This window comes from Streptomyces sp. AC558_RSS880 (assembly GCF_019049255.1).
Classification (GTDB): domain Bacteria; phylum Actinomycetota; class Actinomycetes; order Streptomycetales; family Streptomycetaceae; genus Streptomyces.
Genome location: NZ_JAGMUJ010000133.1, coordinates 36,776 through 54,362, shown reverse-complemented (window position 1 = coordinate 54,362; position 17,587 = coordinate 36,776). Strand labels below are relative to the sequence as shown.

At 74.2% G+C, this 17,587-nt stretch carries 13 protein-coding genes and 1 pseudogene; 4 read left to right on the top strand and 10 right to left on the bottom strand.

What is annotated here, in order from left to right:
* The first annotated feature begins 59 nt into the window (after nucleotides 1-59).
* Together treY and KUM38_RS31860 are read left to right on the top strand one after the other, a co-directional pair.
* Nucleotides 60-2,423: a malto-oligosyltrehalose synthase gene (treY, locus tag KUM38_RS31865; protein WP_217134591.1), complete on the top strand. Its 2,364-nt coding sequence runs from the start codon at nucleotides 60-62 to the stop codon at nucleotides 2,421-2,423.
* Between the two features lie 65 nt (nucleotides 2,424-2,488).
* Nucleotides 2,489-3,739, top strand: coding sequence for a M14 family zinc carboxypeptidase (locus KUM38_RS31860; RefSeq protein ID WP_217134588.1), 1,251 nt, complete (start codon nucleotides 2,489-2,491; stop codon nucleotides 3,737-3,739).
* Between the two features lie 41 nt (nucleotides 3,740-3,780).
* On the opposite strand, the gene KUM38_RS31855 is transcribed toward KUM38_RS31860, so the two are convergent.
* The 3 genes from KUM38_RS31855 to KUM38_RS31845 all read right to left on the bottom strand — a co-directional run bounded on the left by KUM38_RS31855 (nucleotide 3,781) and on the right by KUM38_RS31845 (nucleotide 6,229).
* The gene (locus KUM38_RS31855) at nucleotides 3,781-4,194 is read right to left on the bottom strand and encodes an SSI family serine proteinase inhibitor (RefSeq protein ID WP_308409105.1); all 414 of its coding nucleotides are present in this window, start codon (nucleotides 4,192-4,194) and stop codon (nucleotides 3,781-3,783) included.
* 11 nt (nucleotides 4,195-4,205) lie between these two features.
* Entirely contained in the window at nucleotides 4,206-5,549 is a 1,344-nt protein-coding gene (locus tag KUM38_RS31850) for a M14 family zinc carboxypeptidase (RefSeq protein WP_217134715.1), read from the bottom strand.
* Between the two features lie 128 nt (nucleotides 5,550-5,677).
* Nucleotides 5,678-6,229 carry a DUF1707 and FHA domain-containing protein gene (locus KUM38_RS31845; protein WP_217134586.1) on the bottom strand — a complete coding sequence of 184 codons (552 nt, stop codon included), beginning with the start codon at nucleotides 6,227-6,229 and terminating at the stop codon, nucleotides 5,678-5,680.
* A gap of 175 nt (nucleotides 6,230-6,404) precedes the next feature.
* On the opposite strand from KUM38_RS31845, the gene treZ reads away from it, so the two are divergent.
* A complete protein-coding gene (gene treZ, locus KUM38_RS31840) occupies nucleotides 6,405-8,150 on the top strand; it encodes a malto-oligosyltrehalose trehalohydrolase (RefSeq protein WP_217134584.1) in 1,746 nt (581 codons plus the stop codon).
* 136 nt (nucleotides 8,151-8,286) lie between these two features.
* Here the strand turns inward: treZ and KUM38_RS31835 are convergent, their stop codons facing one another.
* Both KUM38_RS31835 and KUM38_RS31830 read right to left on the bottom strand, forming a co-directional pair.
* Nucleotides 8,287-9,255: an aminoglycoside phosphotransferase family protein gene (locus KUM38_RS31835; RefSeq protein WP_217134583.1), complete on the bottom strand. Its 969-nt coding sequence runs from the start codon at nucleotides 9,253-9,255 to the stop codon at nucleotides 8,287-8,289.
* A 49-nt stretch (nucleotides 9,256-9,304) separates the two neighbouring features.
* The gene (locus KUM38_RS31830) at nucleotides 9,305-10,432 is read right to left on the bottom strand and encodes an aminopeptidase P family protein (RefSeq protein WP_217134581.1); all 1,128 of its coding nucleotides are present in this window, start codon (nucleotides 10,430-10,432) and stop codon (nucleotides 9,305-9,307) included.
* A 221-nt stretch (nucleotides 10,433-10,653) separates the two neighbouring features.
* Between KUM38_RS31830 and KUM38_RS42425 the strand changes: the two are divergent.
* Nucleotides 10,654-10,752: pseudogene (locus KUM38_RS42425) on the top strand (phosphodiesterase); the annotation flags it as partial.
* On the opposite strand, the gene KUM38_RS31825 reads toward KUM38_RS42425, so the two are convergent.
* The 5 genes from KUM38_RS31825 to KUM38_RS31805 all read right to left on the bottom strand — a co-directional run bounded on the left by KUM38_RS31825 (nucleotide 10,745) and on the right by KUM38_RS31805 (nucleotide 17,525).
* On the bottom strand, nucleotides 10,745-11,290 hold the full coding sequence (locus KUM38_RS31825; RefSeq protein WP_217134580.1) for a PDZ domain-containing protein: 546 nt from the start codon (nucleotides 11,288-11,290) through the stop codon (nucleotides 10,745-10,747). The pseudogene KUM38_RS42425 and the gene KUM38_RS31825 sit on opposite strands and share 8 nt — an antisense overlap.
* A 55-nt stretch (nucleotides 11,291-11,345) precedes the next feature.
* Nucleotides 11,346-13,505 carry a germacradienol/geosmin synthase Cyc2 gene (cyc2, locus tag KUM38_RS31820; RefSeq protein ID WP_217134579.1) on the bottom strand — a complete coding sequence of 720 codons (2,160 nt, stop codon included), beginning with the start codon at nucleotides 13,503-13,505 and terminating at the stop codon, nucleotides 11,346-11,348.
* Between the two features lie 94 nt (nucleotides 13,506-13,599).
* Complete coding sequence (locus tag KUM38_RS31815; RefSeq protein ID WP_217134578.1) at nucleotides 13,600-14,778, bottom strand: damage-control phosphatase ARMT1 family protein; 1,179 nt, start codon at nucleotides 14,776-14,778, stop codon at nucleotides 13,600-13,602.
* A 41-nt stretch (nucleotides 14,779-14,819) separates the two neighbouring features.
* Nucleotides 14,820-15,467: a ScbR family autoregulator-binding transcription factor gene (locus KUM38_RS31810; RefSeq protein ID WP_217134575.1), complete on the bottom strand. Its 648-nt coding sequence runs from the start codon at nucleotides 15,465-15,467 to the stop codon at nucleotides 14,820-14,822.
* A gap of 255 nt (nucleotides 15,468-15,722) precedes the next feature.
* The gene (locus tag KUM38_RS31805; RefSeq protein WP_217134574.1) at nucleotides 15,723-17,525 is read right to left on the bottom strand and encodes a S8 family serine peptidase; all 1,803 of its coding nucleotides are present in this window, start codon (nucleotides 17,523-17,525) and stop codon (nucleotides 15,723-15,725) included.
* Nucleotides 17,526-17,587 lie beyond the last annotated feature (62 nt).

The window sequence follows — 17,587 nt, the reverse complement described above, 5'->3', positions numbered from 1 at the left end:
GGTGGCTCGGCGGGAGGAGCGATGACAGATAAGGCCGCCACGCGGGTACGTAGGTTCCCATGACCTCTGAGCGACCTGACCCGGCGGTGCCCACGGCCACCTACCGGCTGCAGCTGCAGCCCGGCTTCCCGTTCGGGGCGGCGGCCGGCGCCGTGCCGTACGTGGCCTCGCTCGGCGTGTCCCATCTGCACCTGTCGCCCGTCCTGGAGGCCGTGCCCGGCTCGCTGCACGGCTACGACGTGGTGGACCACACGCGCGTGCGCGAGGAGCTGGGCGGCGAGGAGGGGCTGCGGGAGCTGGCGCGCACCGCGCGGGAGCACGGTCTCGGCCTGGTCCTGGACATCGTCCCGAACCACATGGCGATGTCCCCGCGCCACAACCGGGCCCTGTGGGAGGTGCTGCGCGAGGGTCCCGCGTCGCCTTACGCGCGGTGGTTCGACATCGACTGGGAGGCGCAGGGCGGCCAGGTGCTGCTGCCGGTGCTCGGGGGGCCGCTCGGTCAGGAGGCCGGGCACCTGAAGACCGACGGCGACGTGCTGCGCTACCACGACCACGCGTTCCCGTTGCGCGAGGGGACGGCCGGGCTGCCGCTGCCGGAGCTGCTGGACGCGCAGTGGTACCGCCCCGTGTGGTGGCGCCTCGCGCGGACCGAGCTGAACTACCGGCGGTTCTTCAGCATCTCCGAGCTGATCGGGGTGCGGGTGGAGGATCCGGAGGTGTTCGAGGCCACGCACGCCAAGATCCTCCAGCTGCTCCGGGAGGGCGTGGTCGACGGGCTGCGCGTCGACCACCCGGACGGGCTCGCCGACCCCGACGGCTATCTGCGGCGGCTGCACGAGGCCACGGGCGGCCGGTGGACGGTGGTGGAGAAGATCCTCTCCGACGGCGAGCCGCTGCCCGCCTCCTGGCCGGTCGCCGGCACCACCGGCTACGACGCCCTGCGGCACGTGGACGGGCTGTTCACGGACCCGGCGGGGTTCGGGGAGCTGCTCGGCCGGTACCGGCGGTTCGCGGCCCCGCAGACGGACCGGGGCGGCGACTGGGACGCCACGGTGCGGCGGGCCGCGTACAAGGTGCTCACGCACGAGCTGGCCACCGAGATGGACCGGCTGACCCGGGTGGCGGGCCGGCTGTGCGCGACCGCTCCGGAGACCGGGCTGCGCGACCGCGCGCCCTGGGCGCTGCGCACCGCCCTGCAGGAGCTGCTGGTACGGCTGGAGGTGTACCGCCCGTACGACTCCGTGGACGCGTCCGCGGTGGTCACCGAGGCGGCCGCCGCCGAGGCCCGGCTCGCCTTCGCCGTCCCCGAGGAGGCCGGGGCGGTGGACGTCGTACGGGACCTGGTGCTCGGGCGGTACGGGGACGGCGCGGAGTACGTGGAGTTCCGTACGCGGTTCGCGCAGACCGCGTCGGCGCTGCGGGCCAAGTCCGTGGAGGACACGGCGTTCTACCGCTACGTGCCGCTGCTGTCGGCGACGGAGGTGGGCGGGAACCCCGGTGCCCCGGCCGTGTCCCCGGAGCGGTTCCACGCGTACTGCGCGCGCGTGCAGCGCGACTGGCCGTCGACCGGGACGGTCGTCTCCACGCACGACACCAAGCGCAGTGCCGATGTGCGGGCGGCGCTGCAGGTGCTCACCGAGTGCCCGGAGCGCTGGGCGGACGTCCTGGCGGAGGTCACCCGCGCGGGCGAGGGCGTGCCGGACGCGCAGCTGGCGTGGGCGGCCTGGCAGACGGTGTTCGGGCTCGGCCCGGCGGAGGAGGAGCGGGTGCGGGGGGCGCTGCTGAAGCATGTGCGGGAGGCGGGCCTGTACACGAGCTGGACGGAGCAGGAGCCGCCGTACGAGGAGGCGGTGGCGCGGTTCGTGGCGGCGGGGCCGTGCGGGGTGCCGGGCGAGCGGGTGGCGGCGCTGCGCGCCTCGCTGGAGGCGCACGTCCGGGCGAACGTCCTGGGCACGGCGCTGGTCCACCTGACGATGCCGGGGGTGCCCGACCTCTACCAGGGCACGGAGCACGAGTACCGGGCGCTGGTCGACCCGGACAACCGGCGGACCGTGCGGTTCACGGGCGACGGGGGCGACGGAAGCAGCAAGGAGAAGGAGGCGGTGACGCGGGCGGCGCTGCGGCTGCGGGCGCGGCGGCCGGACGTCTTCGGCGACACGGCCTCGTACGAACCGCTGTCCGCCGAGGGGCCCGCGGCGGCGCACTGCCTGGCCTTCGTGCGCTCCGGTGAGGTGCTCACCGCCGTGACCCGGCTGTCGCTCCGGCTGGCGGAGGCGGGCGGCTGGCGCGACACCCGCCTGCCCCTGCCGCCGGGACGGTGGGCCGACGTGCGGGAGAAGGGGCGGGAGTTCAGCGGGCACGCGCGCGTGGAGGAGCTGCTCGGGCGCTCACCCGTGGCGCTGCTGGAGCGGCTCCCGGACTGAGCACCCTTGACACCACCTCCCCGCCGTGGGGTACTGCGCAGTGCGGATTCGGGTGGTGACGGGGGGTGGGTCCGCTGCTGGAGCTGCGCTATCCGACGGTGGCCGAACTGGTCTCCGCCGCCCGCGCGCTGGCCGCCGGGGCGCCCGGTCTGTGCGTCCTGCGGCAGGTGGGGGCGTCCCGCGCGGGCCGGCCGTTGCACCTGCTGTCCGTCGGACACGCGCGGCGGGCCGTGCTGGTGGTCGCCGGCGCCCACGCCAACGAACCGGCCGGCGGGGGCACGCTGCTCGCGCTGGCCCGACGGACGGTCCGGGAACGGGAACTGCGCGACGGCACGTCGTGGCACTTCCTGCTGTGCGCGGACCCCGACGGGGCGAGCCTCCATGTGACGCCGGCGCCGCGCAGTCTGTACGACTATCACCTGGGGTTCTTCCGTCCGGCGGGGCCGGAGCAGCCGGAGTGGGCGCCGTCGGTGCTGCCGCCCGGCCGGCTGCCGCCCGAGACCCGGGCGCTGACCGGGGTCATCGACGAGGTGCGGCCCTATCTGCAGGTGTCCCTGCACGGCACCGATCTGGGCGGCAGCTGGGTGCAGTTGACGAGGGACGTGCCCGGGCTCGCGGAGCCGTTCGCCAAGTCGGCGGCGCAGTTGCACATTCCGGTGGAGACGGGCGCCTCGGACGCGGCGGGCTGGCCGGTGTCCGGCCCCGGGGTGCATGTGATGCCGGCGCCCGAGGCCGCGCCGGCCTATCCGAGCCTGACCGACGACGCGCGGCACAGCACCTGGTACCACGCCCACCGGTACGGCGGGATGACCGCGGTGATCGAGGTGCCGATGTGGGCGAGCGACCTGGTCGACGACCCGGCACCGCATCCGGCACCGGACGCGGTGATGCGCCGGCTCGCGGACCGGCTGCTGCGGGACTCGGGCGAGGTGCGGCGGGTGCTGGAGGAGGCGCGTCCGCGGCACGGGGACGCGGGCGGGCCGCTGCTGCGGGCGGCCACCTGGGGGCTGGAGCTGGTGCCGGGGCTGGCCGCCGACCTGGCCCGCACACCGCCCGCCGACGGCACGCGGGCGTACGTGGGGAGCGTGGACGCGTTCGCGCGCCGGGTGCCGCTCAGGGCGGCGGCGATGCTGCGGCGGGCGCTGCGGGAGAGCGACGCGGGGGCGGCGGCTCGTCTGGAAGGGCTGGTCGCGCGCTGGAGCGCCGCGTTCGCCGACCGCTTCCGCGCCCGCTGGGTGCCGGTGAACCATCAGGTCGAGCACCAGTCCCGCGCGGTGCTGGCAGCCGCCCACCACGCCCGCGAGCGGGCGGGCTGACAGCACCGCGCGGCACCGCCGCGGCCGTGGCGCGGGAGGCGCTACGCCTCGTCCAGGGCGAAGACCGAGCCCGTCCGGGCGTTCAGCACGCAGGTGTTCGAGAAGGTCCCGCTGTACTCGACCTGCCGTCCGCGCCACTTCCCCTGGGCGTGGGCGGTCACCGGGGCGAAGACCTCCGGGCAGTCGACGTACTTCTTCGGGATGTCGGAGACGTGCCCGTTCGCCGCGGCCAGCTCCGCGCAGGCGGCGGCGGCGTGCCGGTGGTCCCCGCCGGGCGGGTCGCACCGCAGCATGGTGCCGCCCCGCGCGGCGGACTGCGCCCCTCCGTGGCTGACCGTGAGCATCAGCCAGCTGTCCCCGGCGTCCTCGGCGGAGTGCCCGGCACCGGCCTGCGCGGGCACCGCGCACGCGAGCAGGACGAGGGCGGTGACCAGTCCCGCCCGTACCGTTTTCACTGAGATGTGTGTCATTCCCGGTACATCGGCACGACGGTGTCCGGACCCCACCCCGGCTCACCCGAACGGAAGGCCCCGTGTCCGGCCAGCCCGAACGCGGCGAGGACGACCCGCGCCTGGTACTCGGCCTGGCGTGCGACCGCGATCCAGCGCGCCCCGAACACGTCCCGGCAGTCGGCGCACCGCGCGTCGATGAGCCGGTCCAGCTCCGGCAGCGCCCCGGCCGGGTCGTGCCCGGAGCGCGTCACCAGCTGGTGCAGCAGCCCGGCGGTGCGCAGGGCCAGCCGCCGCCCGGAGAGGCGCAGGGCGGCGAGGCCGGCGGTGGTCATGGGCGGCAGCGGATGAGCAGAATCGTTCCCGCGGTCGGGATCCCACGCGTCGGCGAGCCCCGGGCAGACCAGGAGGTAGTCGTCGACCGGGGCGAGCAACCGCGCCGCGTCGGGTACGCCGCCGAGATACGGCCGGATCCGGTCCGTCAGGCCCGCCAGCAACGAAGTGTCCTGGCGCAGGGTGCGGCTGACGGACCGCAGTTCCGCCTCCACGCCGGCGTACGGGGAACCGTCCCCGACGGCCGTCACCCCCCACATGGGTGCCTCGACGACCGCGGTGACGGTGCCGTACCCGTGCGGGTGGAACCACGTCGACTCGACGGCGGCCTCGGTGATGGCGGCGGCGAGGTCGCGGCGGCGCGGGGGCGGGATGCGGTAGACGGCGGGGCCGAGGCCGGGCCAGTACAGGGCGTCGTAGGCGCCGAGTTCGCGCGGGACGCCGAGGCGGGCGGCGATGCCCGCGACCCGCCGGTCGAGGCCGGGCAGGTCACGGGTGAGCTCGACGAAGCCGCCGCCGACGTCGACGCCGTGCAGGGAGCACTGGAGGAAGGGCCGCAGTTCGTCCTGGAGGGCGAGCAGGGCGCGGGTCTCGGGCAGTGCGGCAGCGGCGGCGCCGTCGGGCAGCCACTCGGGTTGTTCCAGGAAACCGGGCCGGAAGAAGTTCCGGAAGTGGTGGCCGAGGGTGTACGGGCCGGTCAGCCAGCGCTCGTTGCGGCGCAGTCCGTCGGGGTCGAGGCAGAGCAGCAGGTTCCAGGTGGCGTCGGCGCCCTCGGTGAGCCGGGGGTCGGCCAGGGCGCGCTCGGCCAGCCGCAGCACGGTGGCGCCGCCCACGGGCTCGTTGGCGTGCGGCCCGGCGACGACGAGGGCCTGGCGGCTGCCGTGGCCGACGCTGAGCAGCCACAGGGGGGTGCCCGCGCGGGAGGCGCCGACACGGCGCAGACGGGCGTCGCGGGGATGCCGGGCGACGAGGGCGGCGGCCCGCGCGCCCAGTTCGTCGACGGTCGGGTAGTGCGGGAGGGGCGGCAGGGCACACCTCCACGAAGCGGCGCCGTCGTTTCACCGGGAGTGCATGGCGTACGCACAGTCAGTCACGACTTCGGGGGTACGTCAACACCGCGACGATCGTGGGGATTTCGCCGGGGACCCGCCGGGTGTCAGTGTGCCGCGAGCCGGTAGGTGATCTGCCCGAAGCCGATCTGGTCGCCCTCGCGGACGACGGCCGCGCCGACCACCCGACGCCCGTTCACCGTGGTGCCGTTGGTGGAGCCGAGGTCCCGCAGCACCCAGAGGCCGCCCTGGTGGCGGAGTTCGGCGTGCACGCGGGAGACCGTCTCGTGGCTGAGCCGCAGCCCGCTGCCGGGATCGCGGCCTATGCGCAGGGGGTGGCCGGTCGCCGGGTGCGGCAGCAGCAGCTTGGGGAGCTTCTCGGCCTGCCAGGCCCGGCGCAGCCGCACGGTGAATCCGGAGACGGCCTCCACGGTGCCGAACACCAGGCGGGAGAAGCGGCTTTCCTGCGGGAGGTCGGCGGTGAGCGCGGCGAGTTCGTCGGAACGGCGCGCCGCGAGCGCGAGTTCCATCCGCCGGACGAACGTGTCGTGGGACAGGCGGCCCATGGCGACGCCGTCCCGCAGCACGCTCAGCGCCTTGTCGCGCTCCGCGTCGGAGAGCCGCGCGGGATACGTGTGGAACTCGAAGGACGACGTCACGCCGCCGATTGTCGGTCAGTGACGGCCGGGCTGTCCAGAAAGCGGGGAAACGGCCGCACGCGTGGGCCTGCCCGGCGACACCTGCCGCAAAAGGGCGGATCCACCGGCGAATTGATCTCCCATGGAGCACGATGGACGGGCTACATCACGGTGAGCAGACGAAGGGGAACCGTCCGTGCAGTTCGAGGTGTGGGCACCGCAGGCCGGCCGAGTGACGCTCGAGTGCGACGGCGTCACGCGGGCATTGGAGCGTGATCCGGAGCGGGAGGGGTGGTGGCGGGGGGAGGCCGGGGCACACGACGGCTCCCGGTACGGCTTCGCGCTGGACGACGGTCCCGTCCTGCCCGATCCGCGCTCGCGCCGGCAGCCGGACGGTCCCGACGGCCTGAGCGCCGTCGTCGACCACGACCGGTTCACCTGGAGCACGGAGTGGACGGGGCGCCCGCTGCCCGGCGCGGTGCTGTACGAGTTGCACGTGGGCACGTACACGCGCGAGGGCACCTTCGACGCCGCCGCCGAGCGGCTCGGCCATCTCGCGGAGCTGGGCGTGACCCATGTGGAGCTGATGCCGGTGTGCCCGTTCCCGGGCCGGCACGGATGGGGGTACGAGGGGGTCTCGCTGTGGGCGGTGCACGAACCGTACGGCGGACCCGAGGGACTGAAACGGTTCGTCGACCGGGCCCACGCCCTCGGCCTCGGCGTCGTCCTGGACGTCGTGCACAACCACCTGGGGCCGTCCGGGAACTACCTGCCGCTGTTCGGACCGTACTTCACGGACACCCATCACACCCCGTGGGGGGCGGCGGTCAATCTGGACGCGCCCGGCTCCGACGAGGTGCGCGCGTTCCTCGTGGACAGCGCGCTGGCCTGGCTGCGGGACTACCGGTTCGACGGGCTGCGCCTCGACGCGGTGCACGCGCTGGCGGACACGCGCGCGTGCCACTTCCTGGAGGAACTGTCCGGGGCCGTGGACACCCTCGCCGCCGACACCGGCCGGCCCCTTTTCCTGATCGCCGAGTCGGATCTGAACGACCCCAGGATCATCCGGCCCCGCGCGGAGGGCGGCCTCGGGTTGCACGCACAGTGGAACGACGACTTCCACCACGCCCTGCACACCGCGCTGACCGGTGAGGCGCAGGGCTACTACGCCGACTTCGCGCGCGCCCCGTTCGCGGCCCTCGCCAAGACGCTCACCGGCGGCTTCTTCCACGACGGGACGTATTCCAGCTTCCGGGGCCGGCACCACGGCCGCCCCCTGGACCGCAACCGGGTGGCCGGGCACCGGCTCCTCGGCTACGGCCAGACCCACGACCAGGTCGGCAACCGCGCCCGGGGGGACCGGCTGGCCGCCCTGGTCTCCCCCGGCCTGCTGGCCTGCGCGGCGGCCCTCACGCTGACCTCTCCCTTCACCCCCATGCTGTTCATGGGCGAGGAGTGGGGGGCGGGCACACCCTGGCAGTTCTTCACCGACCACACCGACCCGGAGCTCGCCAAGGCGGTGAGCGACGGCAGGCGCCGGGAGTTCGCGGCGCACGGCTGGGCCGAGCAGGACGTGCCCGACCCGCAGGACCCCGCCACCCGCGACCGCTCCTGCCTCGACTGGTCGGAGCCGGAACGCGAGCCCCACGCGCGCGTGCTGTCCTGGTACCGGCTCCTGATCGCCCTGCGCCGGGAACAGCCGGACCTCACCGACCCCGACCTCGGCGACACCAAGGTGGCCTACGACGAGGAGCACCGCTGGCTGGCCTTCCGGCGGGGGGACGTCCGGGTCGCGGTGAACCTCGGCGCCGAGCGGGCGGCGATCCCCCTGGGCGTCCCCGGGGCGCGCGTCCTCGCGGCGTGGGAGCCGGTGGAGACCCCGGGCGCGGACGGGGTGCTGCGGCTGCCGGGCCGGTCGGCGGTCGTCCTCCTCCAGGTCTGAGGGCCGCCCGGCGCTCGCGAAGGCCGCGACACGCCTGCCCCGGCCACACGGTCCGGTCCCGGAGCGGTCCCGCCGGCGGCCGGCGCGGGCGGGCCGTGACCGGGGCCCCTCCGGCGGATCGTGCCGGAGGGGCCCTCTACCGCGCGTCGTCCGCGCGGCCGAAGTCCGTCACCCTTTCCAGCATGATCGGCTCCCAGGCACGGCCCAGCCGGGCGCGCGGGACAGGCGGCGGGACGGTGGTGCGGCCGGTGAGGGCCTCGGCGAGGTGGAGGACCGAGTCGCAGCGGGCCAGCCACAGGCCGCGCAGACAGGGGCGGGCGCCGTAGCCGGCGAGGGTGGCGGCGCGTACGGCGGCCGGGGCGCCGACGGCGAGCGCGAGGCCCGCGATGTCCTCGGCGGGGTCGCCGACCACCGCCGCGTCCCAGCCGAGGACGCCGCGCACCCTGCCGTCCGCGCTCACCACGAGGTGTCCGCCGGTGAGGGCGTGGTGGACGAGGACGGCCGTGCCGGGCTGGGCGGCGAGCTGGACCGCGGCGGGCGGGGTGAGCTGGTTCAGCCGGTCCGGGTCGAACTCGTCGGCCTCGGCGAGCCGTCCGGCGGCCTCCGCGGCGGCCCGGCGCAGGGCTTCCAGGGAGCGCGGGGAGACGCGCGGCACGCCGAGCGTCTCCGCCTGCCGCACCGGCACCTCCCGCAGCCCCGTGAGCAGCCCCGCCAGGTCGGCCTCGCCGACGGCGGAGACGGTGTGCTCCTCCCCCGTGCCACCGGCCAGCCGGGTGTCCAGGCTGCAGAACAGACCGGGCGCCCACTCGCCGTGCGCCACGGCGGACGGCAGCGCGACCGGGACGTGCGGGCGGACGAGGTCGCGCAGCCGCAGTTCGCGGCGGCGGCGCACGCTCGCCTCACGGTCCGGGGCGAGGCGCAGCACGTGGCGGGTGCCGACCCACCAGGTGGCGGGCCCGGCGCCCGCGGCGGCGGGCCGGACGTCGGGGCCTGCGGCGGAATCCGCGCCGCCGCCCTTCCCGCCGCCGCCCTTCCCACTGTCCTGCAGCAGGGAGCGGGCCAGTCGGCGGACGGTGTCCGCGGTGGGTGTCGGTGCCTGGGTCATGATCGCGCCGTTGCCGTTCGGGGAGGCAGGGAGGGGACGGGGGGGCCGTTCAGTCCACTATGACCATCTCCCGCACGGTGTTGTTCAACCGCCGTCCGCCGTCCTCGGTCACGGTCACGATGTCCTCGATGCGCACGCCGAACCGGCCGGGCAGGTAGACGCCGGGTTCCACGGAGAAGCACATGCCGGGGACGAGGGGCCGCTCCTCGCCCTCGATCATGTAGGGCGGCTCGTGCGTGGTGACGCCGATGCCGTGCCCGGTGCGGTGGATGAAGTACTCCCCGTACCCGGCGTCGGCGATGACCCCGCGGGCGGCGCGGTCGACCTCCTGGCAGGCGACTCCGGGCCGCACCGCGCGGAAGCCCGCCTCCTGCGCCTCGCGCACGAGGTCGTGCACCCGGCGCTCCTCGTCGGTGGGTTCGCCGACGTGGACGGTGCGGGAGGTGTCGGACCCGTAGCCGTCCTTGAGGCCGCCGAAGTCGAGGACGACCATGTCGCCGCGTTCGATGACGCGGTCGCCGATCTCGTGGTGCGGGTTGGCGCCGTTGGGGCCGGAGGCGACGATCGTGAAGTCGACCTGGGAGTGTCCGAACCGGCGCAGCAGGGCGGCCAGGTCGGCGGCGACGTCGGTCTCGCGGCGGCCGGCGAAGGCGACGCCCCTGATCTCCTCGAAGGCCGCGTCCGCCGCGGCCCCGGCGGCGGCCAGGAGCTCCAGCTCCGCCGCGTCCTTGACGGCGCGGAGCATCGGCAGGGCCTCGGTGAGGGAGGCGTACGAGGTGCCGGGCAGCGCCTTCTGCAGGCCCAGCAGGTGCATGGCCCAGGCGTTGTCGCTGATGCCGAACCGTCCGTCCGCGTCCAGCAGGGCGGCGGTGGTGGCGTAGGGGTCCTTGCCGTCGGTCCAGTCGCGCAGGGTGAGAGCGGAGGCGCCCAGGGCGCGCTCGGCGTCCGGGGCCTCCAGGGTGGGGACGACGAGCACGGGGTCCCGGCCGGCCGCCAGGACCAGCAGGGTGAGCCGCTCGGTGACGGCGGTGGGGGTGTAGCCGGTGAGCCACACCAGGTCGGGGCCGGGTGCCACGAGCAGTCCGGCGAGCCCGGCGTCGGCGGCCTGCCGCGCCGCACGCTCCATGCGGGCCTCGTAGTCGTCGGCGGTGAAGGACGCGGGCACGGCGCCGGTCATTCGGGGGCCTCCCAGGGCGACAGCGGGTTACGGGCAGCATCCTGCCCGGCGGGCGGGGGCGGCGCGAGCCGGTTCGCCGTGTTCGCCCCGCGACCCGCCACGACCAATGGCTGAGCGTTCCCCTTCCATCTCCAATACCTGGAACGGTCCGATCGCATCAGACCGTCAGCAGGCGCGGTCGAGGAGGCGTACGGGCCGAGCGGGAGTGAGTCCGCCGATCCGGCGAGCAGGTCCCGGACCCGGACGCCCCGGTCGGGCCCGCCTTCCACGTCCGGGACGACGAGGGCCGGCTGACGACCCACTTCCGCGTGGTCACGTGACGATGCCGGGGACGGCCGTCAGCTGCCGGTAGCCGCCGCCGCGGTGGCGCACCGTCAGTCTCACCTCGTCTCCCGGGCGGGCCCGGGAGACGGCGCGTGCCAGGTCGGCGGCCGAGTCGACACGGGTGGTGCCGAAGGCGAGGAGGACGTCGCCGCGCACGAGACCGGCCGAGGCCCCCGGGCCGGGCACGTGCACGGCGACGACCAGCGCCCCGGGTCTCCTGTCGTCGGCCACCTCCACGCCGAGCCTGGTGACCACGGGCGCGGGCGGGGCGGACCGCGGTGCCGGGGCCGCCCCGGTCTGCCGCTTCGGCTCGGCGAGCCCGCCCGCGCCGACGACCGTGGCCCCCACCGCCCCCAGCCCGGCCCCCGCGAGCACCAGGACCATCCCCGCCAGCACCCCGAGCAGCACGGCCGCCGGCCGCCCGCGCCGGCGCCCGGGGCGCCTGCCGGGCGGGCCGGAGTCCGGCCCGCCCCCGGATCCGCCGCCGCCCCCGTCGCCGGGCATCGGCCTGGGCCGTAACGCGGTCTGTTCCATGGTTCGCCTCCGGCGGCGGTGCGGTCGGTACGGGCTGTGCCGGCGGTGCCGGGCGTCAGACGGGGACCGGCGGTGCCGGTGCGCGGTCCGGGAGGAAGCCGTGGACCCGGCCGGACAGGTACTCGTCCTTGTAACGGTCGACGCTGCGGTGCCAGTTGAGGATGCCCGCCATCCAATTCCGCAGGTCCGTCACATAGCCCCGCATGATCGCCCGCGCCTCGTCCGACAACTGGAAGTCGTCGTAGACGACGGGCAGTTCGTGCTCCACGACATGCTCGAACTGGCGCATCCGCTGGTTCATCAGGTCCTGCACCACGGGCAGCGCGGTCGGATAGTCGACGCCGAAGAAGTTCTGCACGACGAGGACCGCGTTGTGCATCTCGCCCTCGAACTCGATCTCCTTCTGGTACGAGAAGATGTCGTTGAGGAGGCACGCGTAGTCGATCGCCGCGTTCTCCAGGGAGCGGACGGGACCGCTGCGGTAGACCTCCGGCGGCACCGCCGGTCCGTGTCCGGCGCGGCAGAGCCCCAGGGTGAGGTCGGAGCCGAAGGTGGCGCGCCGCATCTCCAGGTAGTCCACGGGGTCCGGGACGCGGTTCTGGATCTGGTTGGACAGCTCCCACACCCAGGCCTCGGTCATCGTGTCGACGGCCGATTTCAGGGGGCGGCGCTCATCGGGCGTCATACCGGCCGTCGTACGCCTCCACAGGTCGATCAGCGCCCTCTCCATGGCGTTGACGGGCGGCGGCGGGACCTCGCCGGAGTCGAGGGGCATGCAGGCCGACAGGCGGACCGTGGTCAGCCGCGCGGCGGCCAGATCGCGGCGGTGGCCGTAGACGAGCGGGTAGTAGTCGTCGCCGTAGGTGCCGAAGGCCAGCCAGCCGGAGGCGAGGTCGAGCTGCTCCTGGGTGGCGTCCGGGTCGAGGCCCGCCGCGCACAGGGGGAGGTCGCAGCTCTCGAGCTTGTCCTCGTCCCAGACGCCCTCGTTGAGGAAGCCGATCCGCCGCGACCACTCCCGCAGGTGCCGCCGCGCGCCGTCGAGCGCGGGGCTGAGCTCCAGCGGGAACGGCATGCGGATGTCGGGGATGATCGACGGGCCGACCTTCCGGAACGGCACGTGCGCGTGGGCGCGCAGCCTCTCGGCCCCCGCGCCGGCGAGCAGTGCGCCGACGTCGGCGGCGGACGTCCCGGGGCCGGACGGGGACTGCCAGGGGGCGGCGGACCGCGCGCCCTCGTTCATGTAGCGGCTGGAGCGCAGGTGCCATTCGTGGCCGCCGGACTGCCAGTCCTGCAGGCCCTTCGTGTACGCCCCGACGGCCGCGGTCTCGGCCGGGGTGAGCCCGTTCTCCAGGGCCACGGCGGGGACTTCGGTGAACGCGGTGTGCTCGAACTGGTGGAGGCGTGAGGTGAGGACGTCGTTGACGATGTCGGCGGCCTCCTGGGTGGTGCAGCCGAAGAAGGTCTCCAGGACGAGTACGCCGTTGCTGAGTTCGCCCTCGTCCTCGACCTCCCGCTGGTAGGAGAACAGGTCGTTGCGCAGGTGCACGGCGTCGGAGAAGGTCTCCATCAGCACCCTCAGCGGCCTGGTTCCGGCGACGGCGGCGGGCACTTCGGCGGTCGCGTACTCCACGAGCCCGGCGGACCAGGGAGCGCCGCCCACCTTGCGGCGCATCTCGATGTACTCGACGGGGTTGGCGATCCGCCCCTCGTTGATGTTGGACAGCTCCCACATCGACTCGTTGAGGAGGTGTTCGGTGGCGAGGGCGAACCGGCGGCGCCAGCCGGCGGACATCGCCGGCACGGTGCGCGCCCACAGGTCGGCGAGGCCCGCCTCGACCGGGTTCTCCGGTTCGGGCACGGGAGCCGCCGGGTCGAGCGGCATGAACAGCGGCAGCCGGTCCAGGTGGGCCTTGCCGGCGGCGCGGTCCTGGGTGCGTTTGAACTTTTCCAGGAAGTGGTCGTCGAAGAAGAAGACCCACACGTACCAGTCGGTGATGAGCGAGAGGGCGGGCCCGTCGCAGTCGGGATGGGTGTAGGCGCAGAGCAGGCCGTAGTCGTGCGCGTCGAGGTCGGCCTGCTCCCAGACCCCGCTGCCCTCCAACATGCCCATGTCGCGCGCCCACCCGGTCGAATGGGCGCGGGCCTCGTCGACATGCGGGTTGAGCCGCGCGGGATGCGGCAGGTAGAAGTGCGGGAGTTCGAACGGCTGCGTCATGGCCGGGGGCTACCCGCGGCCCGGTGGCGGCATCCACCGGCCGGGACGTGATCACACCATCGCGTGAACAGTGCTCGGTTCGGGAGTTCCCGGACTATGTCCGGACCTGGATCAGCGCGTGGGTGCCGCCGGTGCGCCAGCGCTGCGCCTCCGCCGCGACCAGTGCCGCCTCGGTGGCGGCGGTCAGACCGGTGATCACGTCGGACTTCAGGGTGCGCAGGGCGGCGACCGGGCCCGGGAAGTAGGCCGTGACCTCCGCGAACGGTGTGGTCGGGGGCCAGTACCGGTCGCCCACGAGGCGACGGTAGTTGAGGTCGCCCTTGACGACGGTGAGCGCGGCGGCGGCGAAGTCCGCGCGCAGGTCGTCCGGCATGTCCTCGTACGGCAGCGGCGCGCAGGAGAACGGGTGGGCGCGGAGGGTGAGCCGGCCGTCGGTGAGGGCGGCCCACAGGCCGCGGCCGTACTCGGCCGCCGCGCCCTCGGCACCGGTGAGCCGGCGCACCGCGTCCACGACGTCGGCGGTGGTGGCGTCGGAGACGTAGTACGGGTACGGCTTGACGTGCAGCACCGCCCGGGCGATCCGGCCGTGCGCCAGCAGGTGGGCGATGAGCAGCAGGTCCGGGACGAGTTCGCGGCCCGCGTTGTCGGCGACCAGGCACAGCGTGCCCGCGGGGGAGGCGCCGAGCAGGGACCACAGCCGTTCGCTGTCGTCGGCCACCAGGGCGGGTACGGCGGCCGTCTCCTCGGCTCCCCCGGCGGACAGCCGGAAGCCGAGGTCGGCGCGGTTGCCCCACAGGGAGCCGTGCAGCAGGGCGCGGGCCCGTTCGTCCACCGGGCGTGCGGCGAGGTCGTCGAGCGCGGCGAGTTCCTCGTCCGTGGCGGGCGAGTCGAGTTCGGCGAGCTTGGCGGGGCGGAACGGGTCGATGCCCTGCCAGGGACCGGGGGCGAAGTAGCCCACCGCGTGCAGCAGCCGGCGGTAGAACCAGCTCTCGGACCACAGCCACGGCACGTCGTACCAGGAACGGCCGGCGTAGGTGTCCATCCCCCAGGTCTCCCAGTGCCGCCGGTCGTGCGCGTCGGCGGGGAGGGGTTCGATCGTGCCCCCGGCGCAGTCGGCGAGCAGGGCGTCGAGCGCGCGGTGCTGCTCGGGCCCGTACGGGAAGGCCTCGCGCACCTGCCGGATGATCGCGGGGTGCCGTTCGGCCAGCACGCTGTGCGGGAAGGTGCCGGGCTCGTCGGCGACGATCACGGGCGCGGTGGGGTGGTCGGACATGCGGCTCACCGTAACGCGCGCCGGTCGTCGCGCGCCGCAGGTCACACCGGCGCGATCTCGCGCTCCAGCCGTGCGGCCAGGCTGAGGTAGCGGGCGCGCCGGGTGACGGGGACCAGGCCCCTGATGAGGATCTGCCACATCTCGGCCGTACGGCGGGGCTGCCGGGCGACGGATTCACGGGAGTGGCCGACGACGCGGGTGCCGACGAAGAAGCAGACCAGGGAGTGCGCCACGACGTCGATGTCGACGTCCGGGTGGACGTCGGACTCCTTGACGGCGCCGAGGAGCCGGGCCGTGACGATGTCCAGCCACTCGGTGAAGGGATGGCTCAGCGGGGGGCGCGGGCGGGTGCCGCCGGTGGCGAGCCGCAGTCCGGCCCGCAGGACGGGGTCCTCGGCCGACATCCTGGCTATGCAGAAGGTGAGGCGCATCAGCGCCTCCAGGGAGGTGTGCCCCCGCATCTCGGTGTCCCGGGCCAGCCGGCGGCTGGTCGCGGACTGGAGTTCCAGGATGGCGTGGGCGAGGTCCTCCTTCGCGGCGAAGTGGAAGTAGAGGGCCCCCTTGGTGACCTGGGCGTGCTCGACGATGTCGCTGAGACTGGTCGATTCATAGCCCTGCCGGTCGAACAGCTCGGCGGCGGCCGTGATGATCGTCGCGCGGGTCTGCTCGGCGCGTACCTGCCTCGCCATCGCCTGAACTCCTGAGCCGGAAAGGAACGGGTCGTGCTGTTTGTTTTCACGCGGGGTACACGATATCTCACACTGCGATGACCCTCATCGCGCGGGTATCCCACCGGACTTGCACACATCGGACAAAGCAAACGCACTCTCCGAAAGAAAACAGCGCGTCCGGTATCTAAGTGTGTCAGGTGCGGGGGCAAAAGAGAACGGCGGGCCGGCCGGTGCCCCATCCGCACCGGCCGGCCCGCCCTTTTCGGGGGTGGATCAGAAGGTCAGCTGCCAGCCGTTGAGCCGGCCGGTGTCGTAGGACGCCGTGTCCTGGACCCGCAGCTTCCAGGTGCCGTTGGCGGTCTCGGCGGAGGCGTTCACGGTGTAGGTGGTGTTGACGTCGTCCGCGGAGTCCGAACCGGCGGCGGACTTCAGGCGGTACACCGAACCGTCCGGCGCCACCAGGTCGATCACCAGGTCACCGCGGTAGGTGTGGGTGATGTCCACGCCGACCTGGAGGGTCGAGGGCGCGTAACCGCTGCGGCCGCTGACGCTGATCGGCGACTCGACCGCCGAGCCGTTGTCCGGGATGGACATCGCGGTGGTGCTGGAGTACGTGGAGCCCGTGGACGTACCGCCCTTGACCGCCTGGACCGTCTTGGCGGCGTCCGCCAGGCCCGCGCCGCAGCCGCCGGAGCAGGTGCCGGGCAGCGCACGGGCGTTGGACTTGACCGCCGACTCGATCTGGGCCGGGGTGAGGGCGGGGTTGGCCGACTTCATCAGCGCGGCGAGGCCCGCGATGTGCGGGGTGGCCATGCTGGTGCCCTGGTAGTAGGCGTAGTTCTCGGTCGACGGGGTGCGGGTGCCGGAGTTCAGCGTGGACAGGATGCCGTTGGCCGCGGTCGCGGTCTCACCGCCGGGCGCGGCGATGTCCACGATCGTGCCGTAGTTGGAGTAGGAGGCGCGGTTGCCGGAGCGGTCGGTGGCGGCGACGGTGATGACGTTTCCGCAGTTCGCCGGTGAGGAGTTGGCGGCGTTCTGGTTCTCGTTGCCGGCCGCGACGACGACCGTGGTGCCCCGGCTCACGGCGCCGTTGATGGCGCTCTGGGTGGCGGTGGAGCAGGCGCCGCCCCCGCCGAGGCTCATGTTGATGACCTTGGCGACGTTGGCGTTGGCGGGCACGCCGGAGACGGTGCCGCCGGACGCCCAGGTGATGGCGTCGATGATGTCGGAGTCGTAGCCGCCGCACTTGCCGAGCACCCGCACCGGGGAGATCTTCGCGCCGTACGCGACGCCGGCGACGCCCTTGCCGTTGTTCGTGGCCGCGGCGATGGTGCCCGCCACGTGGGTGCCGTGCCAGGAGGAGGAGCCGCCGGTGGCCTGGCCGCACTCGCCGGCGGCGTACCAGTCGCCCGGGTCGGCCGGGTTGCTGTCGCGGCCGTTGCCGTCGACGGAGACGGCGGTGTCGGAGATGAAGTCGTAGCCGCCGACGATGTTCGCGGCGAGGTCGGAGTGGGCGACGTATCCGGTGTCGATGACGGCGACGGTGACACCGCTGCCGGTGGCGAGGTCCCAGGCGCCCGGCACGCGCATGCCGGCGGTGGACTCGAACAGGTCCCACTGCTTGGGGTACTCGGTGTCGTTCGGGGTGGCCAGCGGCTTGTTGAGGCGGTCCGGCACGACGTAGGCGACCTGCGGGTCGGCCCGGTACTCGGCGACGACGTCGGCGACGTCCGCCGTGGTGGGCCCGGTGCCCAGGTCGACGAGGGCGGCGCCGGTGCCGAGGCGGCGCCGGAAGTCGACGTCCTCCCCGGCCTTCTCGCCCTTGGTGGCGGCGTCCGCGGCGGCGGCCTTGTCGGACGTGGCCTCGGCGGCACCGGACTTGTAGCCGACGATGAGCCGTTCGGCCGGGGTGCCCGGGGCGGCCTCGGTGCGGGCGGCGGGCGTCTCGGAGGGGGCGTCCTGGGCGACGGCGACCTGGGCGGACGCGGCCGTCAGCAGCGCGACGGAGAGCGCGGCGACGGATATCAGCTTCCGTCTCGGGGAGGAGCCGCGGGGAGAGCTCGATGAGGTGCGCAAGGGGGTGCCTTTCGTGCCGGGACTCCGGGCAGCGCGGAGCGTGGGGAGGGAAGATCGATTCG